The sequence below is a fragment of the Streptomyces sp. WELS2 genome, from assembly GCF_013870595.1.
Lineage (GTDB): Bacteria > Actinomycetota > Actinomycetes > Streptomycetales > Streptomycetaceae > Streptomyces.
This window is the reverse complement of sequence record NZ_JACBWZ010000068.1, coordinates 1-15,907: the sequence shown is the minus strand read 5'-3', so window position 1 is coordinate 15,907 and position 15,907 is coordinate 1. Positions and strand designations below refer to the sequence as shown.

At 70.3% G+C, this 15,907-nt stretch carries 14 protein-coding genes and 1 pseudogene; 8 read left to right on the top strand and 7 right to left on the bottom strand.

Features of this window, described 5'->3' with window-relative positions; genetic code table 11:
- From H5J33_RS07025 to H5J33_RS07015, 3 genes are all read left to right on the top strand, one after another.
- Positions 1 to 1,095 (top strand): glycoside hydrolase family 3 protein (locus tag H5J33_RS07025; protein WP_181794010.1); only part of this gene is annotated, 1,095 nt, incomplete at its 5' end.
- Positions 1,096 to 1,901: 806 nt separating this feature from the next.
- Positions 1,902 to 2,354 carry a MarR family transcriptional regulator gene (locus tag H5J33_RS07020; protein WP_181794009.1) on the top strand — a complete coding sequence of 151 codons (453 nt, stop codon included), beginning with the start codon at positions 1,902 to 1,904 and terminating at the stop codon, positions 2,352 to 2,354.
- Positions 2,354 to 2,665 (top strand): replication initiation protein, RepL2, encoded by a 312-nt coding sequence (locus H5J33_RS07015; protein WP_181794011.1) that lies wholly within the window; start codon positions 2,354 to 2,356, stop codon positions 2,663 to 2,665. The genes H5J33_RS07020 and H5J33_RS07015 overlap by 1 nt, the downstream gene beginning before the upstream one ends.
- Before the next feature lie 605 nt (positions 2,666 to 3,270).
- Here H5J33_RS07015 and H5J33_RS07010 read toward each other — a convergent pair.
- Together H5J33_RS07010 and H5J33_RS07005 are read right to left on the bottom strand one after the other, a co-directional pair.
- Complete coding sequence (locus tag H5J33_RS07010) at positions 3,271 to 4,539, bottom strand: ParB/RepB/Spo0J family partition protein (protein ID WP_181794008.1); 1,269 nt, start codon at positions 4,537 to 4,539, stop codon at positions 3,271 to 3,273.
- A complete protein-coding gene (locus H5J33_RS07005) occupies positions 4,536 to 5,801 on the bottom strand; it encodes a ParA family protein (protein ID WP_181794007.1) in 1,266 nt (421 codons plus the stop codon). Before H5J33_RS07005 ends, H5J33_RS07010 begins: the two co-directional genes overlap by 4 nt.
- 343 nt (positions 5,802 to 6,144) lie before the next feature.
- On the opposite strand from H5J33_RS07005, the gene tap reads away from it, so the two are divergent.
- A complete protein-coding gene (gene tap / locus H5J33_RS07000; protein WP_309485343.1) occupies positions 6,145 to 8,328 on the top strand; it encodes a telomere-associated protein Tap in 2,184 nt (727 codons plus the stop codon).
- Between the two features lie 6 nt (positions 8,329 to 8,334).
- Positions 8,335 to 8,892, top strand: a complete 558-nt coding sequence (gene tpg, locus H5J33_RS06995) for a telomere-protecting terminal protein Tpg (RefSeq protein ID WP_181794005.1) — start codon at positions 8,335 to 8,337, stop codon at positions 8,890 to 8,892.
- A 143-nt stretch (positions 8,893 to 9,035) separates the two neighbouring features.
- Here the strand turns inward: tpg and H5J33_RS06990 are convergent, their stop codons facing one another.
- The 5 genes and pseudogenes from H5J33_RS06990 to H5J33_RS06970 all read right to left on the bottom strand — a co-directional run bounded on the left by H5J33_RS06990 (position 9,036) and on the right by H5J33_RS06970 (position 13,154).
- Positions 9,036 to 9,386 carry a helix-turn-helix domain-containing protein gene (locus H5J33_RS06990; RefSeq protein ID WP_309485342.1) on the bottom strand — a complete coding sequence of 117 codons (351 nt, stop codon included), beginning with the start codon at positions 9,384 to 9,386 and terminating at the stop codon, positions 9,036 to 9,038.
- 369 nt (positions 9,387 to 9,755) lie between these two features.
- Positions 9,756 to 10,229 (bottom strand): annotated as a pseudogene (locus tag H5J33_RS06985) (MFS transporter); the annotation flags it as partial.
- 23 nt (positions 10,230 to 10,252) lie between these two features.
- The gene (locus H5J33_RS06980; RefSeq protein WP_181794004.1) at positions 10,253 to 11,632 is read right to left on the bottom strand and encodes a CitMHS family transporter; all 1,380 of its coding nucleotides are present in this window, start codon (positions 11,630 to 11,632) and stop codon (positions 10,253 to 10,255) included.
- 140 nt (positions 11,633 to 11,772) lie between these two features.
- A complete protein-coding gene (locus H5J33_RS06975) occupies positions 11,773 to 12,390 on the bottom strand; it encodes a TetR/AcrR family transcriptional regulator (RefSeq protein WP_181794003.1) in 618 nt (205 codons plus the stop codon).
- Positions 12,391 to 12,605: 215 nt separating this feature from the next.
- Complete coding sequence (locus tag H5J33_RS06970; protein ID WP_181794002.1) at positions 12,606 to 13,154, bottom strand: hypothetical protein; 549 nt, start codon at positions 13,152 to 13,154, stop codon at positions 12,606 to 12,608.
- Between the two features lie 152 nt (positions 13,155 to 13,306).
- On the opposite strand from H5J33_RS06970, the gene hmgA reads away from it, so the two are divergent.
- The 3 genes from hmgA to H5J33_RS06955 all read left to right on the top strand — a co-directional run.
- Positions 13,307 to 14,617 carry a homogentisate 1,2-dioxygenase gene (hmgA, locus tag H5J33_RS06965; RefSeq protein WP_181794001.1) on the top strand — a complete coding sequence of 437 codons (1,311 nt, stop codon included), beginning with the start codon at positions 13,307 to 13,309 and terminating at the stop codon, positions 14,615 to 14,617.
- Positions 14,618 to 14,663: 46 nt separating this feature from the next.
- The gene (locus H5J33_RS06960; RefSeq protein ID WP_181794000.1) at positions 14,664 to 15,413 is read left to right on the top strand and encodes a GntR family transcriptional regulator; all 750 of its coding nucleotides are present in this window, start codon (positions 14,664 to 14,666) and stop codon (positions 15,411 to 15,413) included.
- Between the two features lie 24 nt (positions 15,414 to 15,437).
- Positions 15,438 to 15,907 (top strand): type ISP restriction/modification enzyme (locus H5J33_RS06955; RefSeq protein WP_309485341.1); only part of this gene is annotated, 470 nt, incomplete at its 3' end.

The window sequence follows — 15,907 nt, the reverse complement described above, 5'->3', positions numbered from 1 at the left end:
TCCCCGGCCTCCCGACCCGCCGAGGCCGCCCAGGCATCACCCGCCGCGGACCGCACCGCAACGGCCAGGGCGTGCACCAACGGTTCCAAGCTGGCCGAGTGGTCGAACCGCCGGCTGGCCATGCTGACCATCGTCGTCCCCGTGTCGGAGAACTCGGTCTCGGACGCCACCTCCGAGGTGAGCGCCGGCGCGGGCGGAGTACTGCTCTTCGGCAGCAAGGCGCCCTCCGACCTCGGCACCCGGCTGACCGCCCTGAAGTCCCATGTGCCCGGCCGACTCGGTCTGCTGGTGATGACCGACGAGGAGGGCGGCGGCATCCAGCGGATGGCAAACCTCGTCGGAGACCTGCCCTGGGCCGCGTACATGGGCGCGCACTGGACCCCGGCCCGGATCCGGCAGAACGTCGCGAAGGTCGCCACCCGGATGGCCGCCGCCCAGGTCGACGTGAACCTCGCACCGGTGCTCGACGTCGACGGCAGGAACGTGGCCCCCGGCAAGAGCAACCCCGACGGATGGCGGTCCTTCGGCGGCAACCCCTCGGTGGTCTCCACGGCCGGTGTGGCGTACATGAACGGGATGCGCGACGGTGGCGTGATACCCGTCGTCAAGCACTTCCCCGGCATCGGCAACTCCACCTACAACTCCGACTTCGGCCCCGCCCGCACCCTGCCCTGGTCCACCCTGCGGAAGGTGGCCGTCCCCCCGTTCACAGCGGCCGTCAAGGCCGGAGCCCCGGCCGTCATGGTCGCCAACAACATCGTGCCGGGCCTGGGCACCAACCCGGCCGGTCTGTCGCCCACCGTCATCGGAGAACTGCGCGGCAGGATGGGCTTCAAAGGGCTGGTGCTCACCGACTCGCTCAGCGCCAAGGCGATCTCCGCGGCCGGCTTCAGCGTTCCCTCGGCCGCCGTACAGGCCTTGCGCTCCGGTGCCGACATGGTCATGTTCGACCTGAAGGGCGATGTCGGCTCCCGGACGTCCGCGATCGCGACGGCCATCACCGACGCGGTGTCCAAAGGGCGCCTCGCCCGCAGCCGCCTCATCGACGCGGCGGGACACGTCCTGGCCGTCCGGCACATCAGCCTCTGCCCCTGAGCGCCACGCTGCCGAGCGCTCGAGGGCGCTTGGCGCTCTCCGGACGGGGGCCGCGCGGGGGCGGCGGCTCCTCAGCCCTGGCGGGCTTGCGGTGCCCCGCCGGGGTGGTTTCCCTCCGTGGGCGTCGAAAAGGTCCGCCGGGGCCTCGAGAGGACAGGCGTGGCTGGGACCGGGACGGGGTTGCTGTGACACACGCGCGCCTGATCCGTCGGCGCACCGCATGGGGGTGGCGGACTTTCGGTGGTGCGGGCCGAACGGGTGGGTGGGGGGCGCGGCTTCGGGTGAGACGACTGCCTGGGGTGGTGCGGGCCCGGGACCTCGCTGCCGCGTGCCTTTGGGGGATGCGGCCCCTCCGTCGTGGTGCGGACTGTGCGCGGGTCGAGGACGGTGGAGGGGGTGGTTGGGGTGCCCGGACGGCGGGTTGCTTGTAAGGGAAGAGAGCGCACCCTTCAGATGGTCTCTGACCTGCGAAAACACACGCACCGACCACGATCGCCGGAACTGGCAGGCAGTTCCTCGGATCGTAGAGGGCGACCGAGGGAACCGGGTGCCCAGATCCTGTGGACTGCCACCACGGTTGTAGGAACTGGGTGCCCGGTTCCTACAACCGTGGCAGATTGACGTGACGTACATGAGTGAGGGCGAGATGGAGGCTTCCGGGAGGGAGAGAGGGGCTGAGCCGGAAGGCAGGTGACACGGCCGATGGGCGGAGTTGATTGACTTCCTGCTCATGTACGTTAAGTTCATCTGGTCGGCCTCGCCGCCGTCCTTGTGAACCGGTAGTTACCCCTTGCTCGGAGGGCTCGTTGGGAGCAGTACGCAGGCTGGTCGACGCCGAGACGGGCGAGCCGATTCCGTATGCGCCGTACGCCTTCTCCGGCAGGCATACCCAGGTCGACAAGGCGCGTGTCGAGGCCATCACCGAATCCAGGGCGTTCACACCCAGTCAGAAGTTCCTCGTTCTGTGGTGGATCGGAGTGTCCCCGGAAGGCATGGAGCCGCTACGGGCGACCGGCGCGGACATCGCCAAGCGCGTGGGCATGTCCACTGACGCGGTCGGCAAGATCAACAGGAAGCTGGCGAAACACCGCATCCTGATCGTGCGAGGACGCGTCGGTAACTACAATTTCTACCGGATCAGCCCTTACATCGCGTTTCACGGAACGGGGCTTGAGCAGCGTGAGGCCGTGAAGACGTGCAACCCGCCGGATATCCCCGGATTCGATGAGAACGTCCCTGCGCGGTGGGAGGCCCAGTGATCAGCAGTGATGACAAGCTGAAGAACCTCGAACTGCTCGAGAAGACCGTCGGCATGACCGCCAACCAGCGGCTCGTCGTCATGCTGTACGCCCTGCACCCCACCGACCGGTCCGGTGCCGTGCTCGAGACGGCCGCCAACCTGGCCAAGCTGGTCGGCATGGCCGCCCCCGTGTTCTCCCGCACGCGCAAGCAGGTCATCGAGGCCGGCTGGCTGGAGGAGACCGAAAGGATCGGTCACATCAGGTACTACCGGCTCGACCCCAAGCGCATGGGCGAGAACGTCGTCATCCCGCTCCGCCGTGCCACATGACGGCCTGGCGACCGCACCTCATTGACGTCACGTCAATGAGGTGCGGTCGCCAGGCTGCCTTCCCTGGCTCCACAGCAATGTGTGGTGCCGCCCTCCCCGAGAAGCCGGCCAACGGCGGCCCCCCCCGGCCACAGCGTCGTCTATTACGGCGTAATAGACACGGCACACATCCCGCTGCGCAGAGGCCGGCACACGGGCGGTGCCGCCTCCGCCGTGACCCGGGCAACGAGGTGAACCCGTCGTCGTGCTGAAGGGCCAGCCGGGGAGGACGTGCCGGGTTCGCCGTCTCCTATTACGCCGTAATAGCTGCCCGGTGGGCTCGGATGGCTCGGGCGGACCTGCCTCGTGCTCCGCTGTCGGCGTCGTCTCCTGGGCCGGATGGGCGCCGGACACTATCCGGCTGGCCCCATGGTTCGGGACCCGGGCTGCGGCCAGGATCGCGTCATGCGATTCAGGAACGCCCCGAACCCCTTGGGCCAGTCCGATTCCCCGGCCGTGTCCGTGACCCGGCGGCGGCTGCTGACCGGCACCGGTGCGCCACTACCTGCGGGGCATGGAGAAGGGCCGCCTCAAGAGGCGGCCCTTCTCCCATGGGGTCGATTCCCTCAGTCGGACTGGGCGGCAGCTTGCTCGGCGAAGGAGCGTGCCAGGTCACCGAGGCGGACGGGATCGCGGTGCAGTCCCTTCGTGCCCAGGATCCGGAGGAGGTCGAAGAACGTGTCGTCGTTGTCGATGTTCCGGTCCAGGAGCATGGCGAGGGTGCCGGGTTCGTCGTACGGCACTCGGCGTGGCTGCGAGCGATGCTCAGCGCACTCCCGTGAGTCGGCCGAGGGGGAGGGATCTGCTCGTTGCTCGGGCACGGGCTGGTGCTGGGATGTCCCGCTGGCTGTCACCGCTGAAGGCGCTGCCGCTGAAGGCGCTGCCGGGGAGGGTGCTGCCGGGGAGGGTGCTGCCGGGGAGGGTGCTGCCGGGGAGGGCGTGCCGGGGTCGCCGTCTCCTATTACGCCGTAATAATCGTCCGGTCGGCTCGGTACGGGATTGCCGGCCGGGCCGGTGGGAATCGGCACGGCAGGACCGCTCGGTTCCTTGTCCTCGCCTGCGCCGTCCCGGTGTGTGACCGTGTGGACGTCGCTTCGGCGCGCCTTCGCCTGGCTGCGCTTCTCCTCTTCCTCGCGGGCCCGTGCGGCCTTGAGTTCGTCGAGGGCCTCCTGCTGCCGTGCGGGGGGCTTGCCGGCGACCGCTCGCAGCAGGTCGATGGGCTCGTCGCCGATCTTGGCCTGTAGTTCCGGGGTGAGTTTGAGGAGCGCGAGGCGCTGTGACACCCAGCCCTGGGACCGGTGAAGACGCTTGGCCAGCGCGGTCTGGCTGCCGTGGATGGCCAGGAGGCGCTGGAGGGCTCGGGCCTCGTCCAGTTCGCCGAGGTCCTGACGGTGGATGTTGGCGACGAGGGCGGATTCGAGGAGTTCTTCGGAGTTGGTGCCCTGGTCGTCACTGACCATCACCTTGACGGTGGGGAGCCCCGCTTCGCGGGCGGCGGCGAGGCGGCTGCTGCCGTCGATGACCACGTGGGTGGTGTCGGGTTCGAGATCGGCTTCCCGCTCCGGGTTGGCCTTGATGTAAGCGTCGCGGTTCATGACCGTGATCGCCTGTTTCTGGCCGTGGGTCTTGAGACTGCCCGCGAGATCGGTGAGATCACCGAGGCTGGAACGGGGGTTGTCGGGGTTCAGGCTGATGCGGTGGGGGGCGAGTTCGGTGGGCGGGGGCACGGCGTCGGTGGGCACACCGGTGGCGGCTGCGACAGCTTGGCGGCGTGCGCTGACGGGACGCACTCCCCCGCCGAAGCGGCCGGCTCCCAGCTGGTCGGCCTTGCTCATGCGATCTCCCGGGCCAGTGCGCGCATGCCGATGGCCTGCTGTGACTTGGGCGCGTAGGCCAGCAGCGGCCGCTTCATACGCACTGCTTCCTTCTGCTCCTTGAGGTCACCGATCAGGCCGACGACCCGTGGATCCTTTATGTCGACCCACCCCTGCAGCGAGGAGGTGGCGATGAAACCGCGGCGGGAGTCGTAGAGGTTGACGACGATGCCGAGGTAGTCGATGTCGACCTGGAGGTCGCTGCGCAGGTCGTCGATCTGCGTCGTGAGCAGTTCGTAGGCGTCGGCGGAGCTGTCCTCTGCCTGGACGACGATGAGGGCGCCCGACTGACCGGGCTTCTCGCCGTCGCGGCGGCGGCCGTAGTAGGCAGCGGCGTCCATGCTCAGGCCCAGGCTCGGCGGGCAGTCCACCAGGATCACGTCGTAATCGGCCTCGAGCGGGGCAAGCGCGCGCTCCAGGGCTGCCTCCCTGGCCCGCACGGCGGACAGGCGGACATCGAGCAGGAAGGCGTCGTTGCACGCGGGCAGCAGGTGAAGCCGCCCTCCGAAGGTCTCGTCCTCGATGGAGACGATGAGGTCCCGGAGGTCTCCCTTGGGGTCGCCTGCCATGTGGTTGGTGAGGCTGTCACCGTTCATGGGCAGGGGCGCCGCGCCGAGTTGGTTGGTGAGGTGGCACTGCGGGTCGAAGTCGACCAGGAGGACGCGGAGTCCGAGGCCGGGCAGGTTCTCGACTTCCAGCGGGTCGTCGTTGGCCGGTTCTTCGCCGGACGCGGCTTCGCTCGCGCGCAGGGCCTTGGCCAGCGCCTTCGCGACGCGGACGGCGTGCAGCTTGTTGGTGTCCTCGGCGAGGGCTTCACCGAGACCGGCCGTGATCGCCGTCTTGCCGACGCCGCCCTTCTGGTTGCAGACGATGATGCGGCGGGTGATCTCAGGGCGTTTGACGTCGGGTGCCGGGTTGGCGTCGAGCCACAGCTGCACGGACTGGGCCAGCCCCTGAATGAGCGATACACGGCGGTCCGCGGCGATCGCGCGGAACTCCTCCCACTGGCCGAGCGGAAGGAAGGTGGAGAAGGACTCGGCGCCCGAGGTGTCGAGGGTCGCGGTGGCGGAGGCGAGGCCGCACCAGTCCCGGATGCCCTGCTCGACGGCGGCCTGCATCTCGACACCGTACTGGGCGGCTCGGATCTTCAGGGTGTGCCGGAGCCCTTCCGGCAGCTTGGAGACGACCTTTTCACGGTCGCTGGAGGTGGCTGACGAAGTCATGACGACACCTTACTAACGTTCATGACTCCTTGTTACATCAACATGTTAGTTAACTCGCCACTCCCGCATATCGGGCCACTGGTACCACGCCCCGAGCTATTACGGCGTAATAGACGCACACTGCTCCAGGTGGCCGGTCCCGGCTCCGCACGCTCACAGGCACCGGCTCGGACGGCACCGCCGAGACGCCGTCCCACCCGTCATCGTTCTCCCGCCGCGCGGCTTTACTCACCGCGATCGAATTACTACGTCGCGCAATGAGCGATCTATGTGTGTTCAAACGAGCGGTCACAAGAGAAATCCGGTGGGCGATTCGAGTAGGGTACAGCTGGAGGTGACCCCTGTGCCCACGGAGAACGAGCTGTTCAGCGCGGTGGATGCGCTGTTGGAACAGGTCCCCGAGGACGACCTGCCGCCGCCCGCCGAGCGTCGGCGGCTGCGCGAGGCCTCCGGACTGAGCCAGGCCCAGATCGCGACCGCGTTGAAGACCCGCCGCGAGACGGTCGCCAACTGGGAGGCGGGCAGGACCGAGCCGCGCCCGCCGCAGCGCGCCGCCTACGCCCGGCTGCTCGAGAGGCTCGCCGAGCGTTTCCCCGCCCCGGACCACACCCCCGCTCCCGGCCCTGCGCCGGAGGCGTTCACCGGGCCCGCGCCCGTTCCCGCCCCTGCGCCCGAAGCACCGGCGGCCCTCGTGCCCGCCGAGCGTACGGCACCCAGCGGCACCAAGCCGTCGGCGCCATCACGGCGTCCGGGTACGAAGAAGGCGGCAGCGACGCAAGCCGCCCCGGCCGCCGCCGACCCGCGCTTCGAAAACGGTCCGCTCGCCGTGGTCGACGTCGATGACGACGGCCAGGTGGTGGCGTACTGCGTCGGCGGCCTGGTCCTGGACGTGCCCGCCAGGACGCTGCCGGCACTGGTCGACTGGACGCTGGAGGAAGCCCGCCTCGGCCAGGCCCGCCTGCACCGCTACGGCAAGGACGCCGACCCCGTCCTCGTCCTCACCCCGGCCGCGCTGGAGCGGTACGGCCTGCCCGCCGAACTGTCGCCGGAGGAGCGGCGCGCCGGACGGCTCGCGACCGGCCACAAGGTGGTCAAGCAGATCGCCAAGGCCGGACAGCAGCTCACCCAGCGCGGCTTCGGCGCGTGGGCGCGCGTCTACCGCGACCCGCAGGGCTCCAGGCGCCGGTGCGTGCAGCTGTGCATCCCGGCCTGGGGTGCCCTGCCCGTCGACGAGTGGGACGACAAGAACGACCCGAAACTGCCCACCCTGCACGCCGCCGACCTCGCCCGCTTCCTCGGCACCTACGCGGAGCGGGTGATGACACCGCGCGGCACCACGGCGGTCACCGGCCTGGAACTGATGACGGCGCTGCGCCCGCCGACCCGGGCGCAGAAGGACGAGGCCACCGGCGAGTTCAGGCAGGCGTTCAACGACGACGCCCTCACCCGGCTGTACGACGTGGTGGAGTGCGAGGTCCCGGACGAGCACCCCGTCCTCAAGGGCAAGTACGCCCGGCACCACCAGCGCACCCCGGCCGAGATGCTGATGGAGGAGCCCTACAACTGGTGCCGGCCGCTGACCGACGACGAGTGCATGCGGCCGTACCTGGTCGCCATCGACGTCAACATGGCGTTCGCGGCGGCCGCGAACGGTCTCACCGTCGGCCTGGACGGCCCCACCCACCTGAAGAACCCGGCATTCGATCCGGCGCTGCCCGGCTCCTGGCTGGTCGACCTCTCCCACGTCGACCTCGCCCGCGTCGGCATCAACGGCCGGGCCATCGACGCCGACCGGCTCCCGTCGCCGTTCACACCGACCGGCGAACACCCGACCGGCCCGGCCTGGTACGCCACCCCCACCGTCGCCTACGCCGTCGAGCTCGGTTTCGACGTCGCGCCGATCGAGGCGTACGTGCGCACCCGCACGGGCCGCTACCTGGACCCCTGGTACAAGCGGCTGCGCGACGCCTACGTGGCGACGATGGCCGACCTGGGCGTCACCACCGCGATGGGCGGGAGCGAGTTCCTGGACGCGATGGCCCGCTCCAAGGGCGCCGACCCGGCCCTGTCCCTGCTGCTCAAGGCGATCAAGGCCACGGCGAAGGGCGGAATCGGCAAGCTCCGCCAGCGCAACCGCGGCCAGGTGCCCTACTACGAGCCGTGGCCCGCCCTGGAGCGCACCACGTGGCGCCCCGACATCCGGGCCGCCGTCCTGTCCTCGGTCCGGGTCAGCATGCACCGCAAGATGCTGAAGACCGCCGCCGCGGCCGGCGTCTACCCGGTAGCGATCGGCACCGACGCCCTCGTCTACCCCTCACCCGGCCCCTCCCCGCTCGACTTCCTGCCGCACACGCCCGAGGGCAAGCCCGCCCCGGGCACGTTCCGGCTCGGCGTCTCGCCCGGCATGGTCAAGCACCAGGGCACCCAGACCGTCCTGTGGGCGGAGCAGCAGTTCGAGGAGCAAGGAGGCGTCTTCAACATCGCCAACCTCATCAGGACCGACCCGGCCACCGGGGAAGGAGAGTAGCCTGCGATGGCGGACTCGATCGGGGACGGCCTCGACCGCGCGCTGGAGTCGGCGTTCACCCGCCCCATCCCCAGAAGCGCCCAGGCACAGATGAAGTACCTGGTCAAACAGCTCAAGGGAACCAAGGCCACCGCCCAGGCGCTCGGGATCTCCCAGCGCACCGTCGAGCGCTACGTCAAAGGACAGCTCAAGCGGCCCCGCCAGACCCTGCGCGACCGCATGGAGCGTGAGGTCAAGAAGCGCTGGCAGCCACAGGTGAGGGCCAGGGCGAAGAAGAAGGCCGCCTCCACCGACGGCCTGGTCGTCTCCACCCGAGCCCGGTTCGGTTTCACCGCCGCGCCGGGCACCACCGACGACGCCCGGATCCGCGACATCACCCAGGCCCTGCCACCCGAGTTCGCCGACCGCCTCTTCACCGCCCGGGACCAGGGCGCCACCGAACAGCAACTCCAGCAGATCGCCGCCGACGGCCTCGCCCAGATGTACTTCCGCGCCAACAACACCCGCGCACACGGCCTGGGTGTGGAGTTCACCGACGTGGAACACGTCGAGATCGAGCTGTAGGCCCCGCTCCTTCCACGAGCGCCGTGTCCCCGGCAAGGCAGCTGCCGGGGACACGGCGTCTCGCATGCTACGGAAGGCCGTCCACCCCGCCGGGGCTGTCGCGTGCAGTCGCACGTCGAAGTCATACCAAAGTGTTGGCCGGCTCAGTCCGCCACGTAGGTCTTGCTGTCCAACCGGTCTGCCTTGGGCATCGCCTTGACGGCGTCCAGGGCGTCCTCGGGGGAGTTGTAGCCGGCCAGCATCGGGTTGATTTGATAGACGCCGTTGCGGACCTTCTTGACGAGCTTGGCCAGCTTCAGCTCCCGCAGTGCGGCGTTCACGCTGGGGCGGCTGAGCCCGAGCAGCTGACCGAGGGTGGCCTGGTCCATCGCGATGCGGTCACCGGCCTCGCTGCGTGCCCGAAGTTTCAGCAGTGCCCGGTAGGCGGCGGGTGGCAGGTCCAGGTCGGCGAGGAGACTGTCGGCGTTGGTCGCCGACCACTTCAAGGTACTCACTGGGCTGATTCCTCCTCCTGGCGCTGCGCGCGGGCGAGTAGGCGTGCAGCGCGTTCCTCGGCCCGCTTCTTCCGCAGTATGGCGACGGTCCTGGACGTGCATTTTTGCCTGTTCGTCAGTGGTGTACTGCTATTCCAGTCTTAATCTAGCTACTGCTTTTGAAGCACAGATCCAACCACCTTACTTCGCACCTTTCGATCCCCATTAGATCTCTCACTTTCCCGACGGTCCGTCAGTTCTTCTTCTTTTTGTCTCTGTTCGGGCCGTAGGCCCATGGGTGGGCCGCGCGGGAGCGTGGCGCACCCATGGGCCTACGGCGGGTGACGTGGGGTCAGAGCGATGGGGGTGGGTGGCTGGAGCGCAGCGGAGACCACCAGCCGACCGGAGGCTACGGGTCCGGCCTGAGGCCGGACCCGGCCCGCCGCCGATGGTGAAGTGGCCGAAGTCGCGGTCCTGTTCGTGCGGCGCGGACCGACGGGCCACCAGCGACTGGGCGCCGATCACGAAGCACAGGTGGCCGAGGCCCATCACCCCGCTCCACAGGGCCATCGCCCACAGCGAGCCGGCCAGTCCGCTCAGCACGCAGCCGCCCGCGATGAGGACCACGCCCGCGGGCAGCAGGGGCGCGCAGCGGCCGTGGTCCGTGCGGCGGCCGAGCGGTACGGCGGCGAACAGCGGCAGCAGCGCGTAGACACCGGCGATGACGCCGACCGCCCGTTCGTCGGCGCCCAGCGCGAGGGCCCGGTAGGAGACGGCGGGGCGGGCCATCGACACCGCCCCCTGCGCGCAGCCGAAGGCGATGACGAGGCGGAGCAGCCAGCCGCGGTTTCCACCGGGTGCCATGGACGCGGCCCTTCCCGAGGTGATCAGACGATGCCGAACAGGAGCGCCGAGCCGAGCACCACCAGGGAGGTGAGCGCGGCCCACTTCACCACGAACCGGGTGTGGTCGCCGAACTCCACCTTGGCCATGCCGACCAGGACGTAGACGGCCGGGACGAGCGGGCTGGACATGTGCAGCGGCTGGCCGACGATCGAGGCGCGGGCGATCTCCAGCGAGGAGACGCCGTGCGCGTGGCCCGCCTCGGCGAGCACCGGCAGGACGCCGAAGTAGAAGCCGTCGTTGGACATGAAGTAGGTGAGCGGGATGCTCAGCACGCCGGTGACCAGGGTCATGTGCGGGCCCATGCCGTCGGGGATGTTGCCGACCAGCCACTCGGCCATGTGGTCGACCATGGCGGTGCCCTGGAGGACGCCGGTGAACACGGCGGCGGCGAACACCATGCCGGCGACGTTGAGGACGTTCTCGGCGTGGGCGGCGATCCGGGCCTTCTGGTCCGGCATGTGCGGGAAGTTGACGGTCAGCGCGAGGGCGGCGCCGAGCAGGAACAGCACCGGGATCGGCAGCCACTCCATGATCATGGCGGTGAGCAGGACGACCGTGAGCAGCGCGTTGAACCAGTACAGCTTCGGGCGCAGGGTGGGGCGGTGCGGGTCCAGGCCCTGGAAGCCGTCCTCGGCCGGCTCCCCGGGCAGGTCCGCGCCGGCGCCGGAGCCGCCGGACTTGACGCCGGGGGCGGCACCGACCAGCACCGTCTCGGTCTCCTCCACCATCACCTCGTCCAGCGTCAGCACACCGAGCCGCCGGCGCTCGCGGCGGCCGAGGACGCAGGCGAGGACGAGGACGAACAGCAGGCCCATGGCGAGGGCCGGGATCATCGGTACGAAGATGTCGCTGGCGTCCACCTTCAGCGCGGTGGCGGCGCGGGCGGTGGGGCCGCCCCAGGGGAGCGTGTTCATCACGCCGTTGGCCATGGCGGCGACGCCGGTCATGACAACCAGGGACATCTTCAGCCGCTTGTAGAGCGGGTACATCGCCGAGACGGTGATCATGAAGGTGGTGGAGCCGTCGCCGTCCAGGGAGACGATCGCGGCGAGGACCGCCGTGCCGACCACGATCCGCAGCGGGTCGGCCTTGCAGAACCTCAGGATGCCCCGCACGACCGGGTCGAAGAGGCCGACGTCGATCATCACACCGAAGTAGACGATCGCGAACATGAGCATCGCCGCGGTGGGGGCGAGGCTGGTGACGCCGTCGATGACGTAGTCACCGAGTTTGCCGCCCTTGCCCACGAACACGCAGAACAGCGCGGGGACGAGCACGAGCGCCGCGATCGGCGACATCTTCTTCAGCATGATCAGGACCAGGAAGGTCGCGATCATGGCGAAGCCGAGGATGGTGAGCATGAAATGGATACCTAACGTTCGCCCTTGAACATCCCACCTGGGGTCGGCGGTGCGATGACGTTAGGTCCGTTCAACTGGCGTTAACAAGATGTTGACGTGCGAGCAATAAGCGCAAAAGTCCAGGTCAGAGGCGGGGCCGTTCAGCCGAGCACGCGGGCCAGGTACGCCCGCAGCAGCTCCCTGGTCTCGGCGATGATCCCCTCGTCCCCCTGCGGGTCGATCCGGAAGGCGAGTTGCACGAGGGTGTCGGCGCTCTCCACGGCGACCAGGAAGACCCGCCGCAGATCCGCGTCCGGGGTGCGGCCGAGGTAGCCGGCGAGCAGGTCGGTGAGCCGGTCGGAGACGCGGGTGTTGGGCTCCTCGTGGCGGGAGCCGACCGGGATCTGGTTGCCGAAGTCGACGAGCGAGAAGCCGGGCGCGGTGCGCTTCATGGCGAGGTACTCGTCCAGGACGGCGTCCATGGCGGCCCGCCAGTCGCCCGTGCGGGCCCTGTCCAGCCGCTCGGTGACGCGCTCGACGTACCGCTCCAGGTTGCGCTGGGCGAGGGCGTCGGCCATCTCCCGCTTGTTGCCGAAGAACCGGTAGACCGAGCCGATGGGGACGCCGGCGCGCTGGGCGACGGCGCGGGTGCTCAGGGCGTCGTAGCCGACCTCGTCGAGGAGGCCGGCGCAGGCGTCGAGGATCCGGGTGAGCCGCTCGGCGCTGCGCCGCTGGACGGGCGCGCGACGGAGCGATGTCGCGTGGGGCACGGGCTTCATGATGCCTTTCCGCCGGGGTTAGGTAAACCTTCCTCAGAGTACGGAGAAGGCGGCCCCGGCACTCGTCCGCCGACACGGGCACCCACGGAGACCACGCCTCCCGAACGCCTCACCGGACACGGCGCCGGCCGTCCACACGCCAACCACCGGGCCGCCCGCGCCCACACCCCGGCCGGGCCGGACCCACCCGAAAAACCGGTACTCCTCCGTCGGGCTCACGCGTCCGGTGCGGTCCCGGCCGGGGGCCGGTGTGTGGTCGTCTCCACGTCGGAGACCGTGATGTCGGCGGTGCTCTCGATCGGCTTGCCGTGGACCGCCCACGCCGTGCCGTCGTCGGCGTACAGGCGGGCCGTGATCTGGTGCGTGCCGTGCGGGACGCGGTCGGCGGCCAGGTGGTGGGTGGGGGTGCGCAGCCGGGCGACCCGGTGGCCGTCGACGTAGAGGTGGACGAGTCCGCGGCCGAGGGCCGCGGCCGGCCGGGTGCCCGGCGCGGAACAGCGGAAGTGACGCAGCCTCAGCCGGACGTCCCAGCCGCCCGCCGAGTCCGGGGTGACCTCGACGGCGACGGCGGGCGCGTTCTCCGCGGGGACCTCGCGCAGGTTGCGGCCCGTCTCGTCGGTGCTGTCCAGCACGGATCCCACGGGCGAGGGCGGGACCGTGCCCCCGTGCGCCTCACCGGTTGCGCAGGCCGCCGCTCCCCACGGCAGCAGGACGCACACCACGAGCGCGGTGAGCCGCCCGCGCGTCCACTTCTTCCACGACATGATCCGGAGCGTAGAACAGCGGCCCTGCGCCCCGGATCCGCCTCAGGTCTGGTTCGCGCCCTACCTCGGAGGGAGGACCGGAAATCCCTCTTGCGCGGCCCCCCGCTCATTCCTACGGTGTTGCATAGGAATCAGGAGCACGAGGAGCGAACATGAGCGGGGACACACGGAAGGCCGCCGAGGGGCTGCCGTACCTGACGGGGTTCGGCAACGAACACGCCTCGGAGGCGGTGCCGGGCGCCCTGCCCGAGGGCCGCAACTCGCCGCAGCGCGCGCCGCTCGGCCTGTACGCGGAGCAGCTGAGCGGCACGGCGTTCACCGAGCCGCGCGCGCACAACCGGCGCTCGTGGCTCTACCGCATCCGCCCCTCGGCCGCCCACCCGCCGTTCACCCGCACCGGCAACGGCGCGCTGCGCACGGCCCCCTTCACCGAGACGGTGCCCGACCCCAACCGGCTGCGCTGGAACCCGCTCCCGAAGCCCCCGGCCGGCACCGACTTCCTCGCCGGGCTGTGGACGCTGGGCGGCAACGGCGACGCGACCCGGCGCACGGGCATGGCCGTGCACCTGTACCACGCCGACTCCTCGATGGAGCGGGTCTTCTCCGACGCCGACGGGGAGCTGCTGATCGTGCCCGAGCGCGGCGGGCTGCTGCTGCACACCGAGTTCGGCCGGCTGCATGTGGAGCCGGCCCATGTGGCGCTGATCCCCCGTGGGGTGCGCTTCCGTGTGGAGCTGCTGGACGACTTCGCGCGCGGCTATGTGTGCGAGAACTACGGGGCGCCGTTCCGGCTGCCCGACCTCGGTCCCATCGGCGCCAACGGCCTCGCCAATCCCCGGGACTTCCGGGCGCCGGTCGCCGCGTACGAGGACGTCGAGGGCCCGGTGGAGGTGGTGAACAAGTTCTGCGGCAACCTGTGGACGGCCATCTACGACCACAGCCCCCTGGATGTGGTCGCCTGGCACGGCAACCATGTGCCGTACGTCTACGACCTGCGCCGGTTCAACGTGATCGGCACCATCTCCTACGACCACCCGGACCCGTCGATCTTCACGGTGCTGACCTCCCCGTCGGACACCCCGGGCCTGGCCGGCGTGGACTTCGTGGTCTTCGCGCCGCGCTGGCTGGTGGGCGAGGACACGTTCCGGCCGCCGTACTTCCACCGGAACGTGATGAGCGAGTACATGGGCCTGATCGAGGGCGCCTACGACGCCAAGGCGGAGGGCTTCGTGCCCGGCGGCGGCTCGCTGCACAACATGATGTCGGCGCACGGCCCGGACCGGGAGACGTTCGACCGGGCGAGCGCGGCCGAGCTGCGGCCGCACAAGGTCGACGACGGGCTGGCCTTCATGTTCGAGACCCGCTGGCCGGTGACCCTCACCCCGCACGCGGCCGACGCGGACCACCTCCAGCGGCGCTACGACGATGTGTGGCAGGGACTCCAGCGGCACTTCGGGGGGTGACGGCCGGCGTTGCGCGCAAGGTTCCCCGCCCGGTACGGATAGCGGCGTGACCTCCTTCGCCCCGGACTCCATCGTCCTGAACCGCAAGCTGCCGCTGTGGTACCAGGTGTCGCAGTCGCTGCGCGCCTCGATACTGGGCCGCTCCCCCGAGGACCCGCTGCGGCTGCCCACCGAGGAGCGGCTGGCGGAGCACTACGGCGTGAGCGTGCTGACCATGCGGCAGGCGCTGAAGGAGCTGGAGGACGAGGGACTGATCAGCCGGCACCGGCGGCGCGGCACGTTCATCGAGCCCGGGGTGCGGCGCGGGGCGCCGGTGCGGCTGCTGGGCTCGGTGGACGCCATCGTGGCCCAGCAGTCCGGGATGACGACCGAGCTGCTGGAGCACGGCCGGGTGCCGGTGCCGGCCGCGCTCGCCGAGTACTTCCCGGACCTCGCGGAGGTGGCGGCGTACCACCGGCTGCGCGGCGACGAGAAGACCGGGGAGCCGACCAACCACGCCGTCAACCACATCCGGCCCGAGCTGGCCGACCGGGTCGACCCGGACGACCTGGTGCGCTGGCCGATGACCAAGGTGCTGCGGGACGTGGTGAAGGCCGACATCAGCCGGATCACCGACACGGTGCAGGCGCGGCTCGCCGACCCGGAGACGGCGCGGCTGCTCGATGTGCCGTTGCTCAGCCCGATCCTGCACTACACCGGGGTGACGTACGACAGCGAGGGGCGGGTGCTGGACGTGGCCGTCATCCACTACCGGGGGGACCGGTTCTCGTTCACGGTCACTCTCGACGCCACCTGAACCGGGGGCGGGTGAGGCCGTACCATGCCCACCGTGACGCACGACGACGCCCCGCTGCTGGCGGACCTCATGCCGTGGTCCGTCGCACCGCTGCGGCCTGGCCGCCACTGGCCGACGGCGCCCGATCCGGGCTCGCTGCGGGCCCGCTGGGAGGCGCTGCTGAGGGCACAGGGGCCGGACCGGGAAGCCCTGTTCGAGCCGACCCGGGCGCGTGCGCTCACCTCGGCCGTGGGCCAGTTGCCCGGCCAGTCCACCGGTACCGGGCGGCTCGCCCGGGAGGAGGGCCCCTGTGCGGAGCCGGTGCGGGTGCTGGCCGCGCCGTTCGACGAGCGGTGGCTGATCCCGGACCACCGGCTGATCGACACGGCCCGCCCGGAGCTGTGGCGGGTGGCGGACGCGCCGCAGGTGTTCACGGCCCAGACCGGTGACGCGGACCTCCCGCTGCTGGCGACCCCGCTGCTGCCCACGCTGCGCACCGGACCGGTCCGCCCGCT

What these genes read in the sequence shown, in the direction of transcription:
- H5J33_RS07010 (WP_181794008.1), bottom strand. Translation starts at nt 4,539, where the DNA reads ATGAGCAAGGCCGACCAGCTGGGAGCCGGCCGCTTCGGCGGGGGAGTG.
- H5J33_RS07005 (WP_181794007.1), bottom strand. Translation starts at nt 5,801, where the DNA reads ATGACTTCGTCAGCCACCTCCAGCGACCGTGAAAAGGTCGTCTCCAAG.
- tpg (WP_181794005.1), top strand. Translation starts at nt 8,335, where the DNA reads ATGGCGGACTCGATCGGGGACGGCCTCGACCGCGCGCTGGAGTCGGCG.
- H5J33_RS06980 (WP_181794004.1), bottom strand. Translation starts at nt 11,632, where the DNA reads ATGCTCACCATCCTCGGCTTCGCCATGATCGCGACCTTCCTGGTCCTG.
- H5J33_RS06975 (WP_181794003.1), bottom strand. Translation starts at nt 12,390, where the DNA reads ATGAAGCCCGTGCCCCACGCGACATCGCTCCGTCGCGCGCCCGTCCAG.
- H5J33_RS06970 (WP_181794002.1), bottom strand. Translation starts at nt 13,154, where the DNA reads ATGTCGTGGAAGAAGTGGACGCGCGGGCGGCTCACCGCGCTCGTGGTG.
- hmgA (WP_181794001.1), top strand. Translation starts at nt 13,307, where the DNA reads ATGAGCGGGGACACACGGAAGGCCGCCGAGGGGCTGCCGTACCTGACG.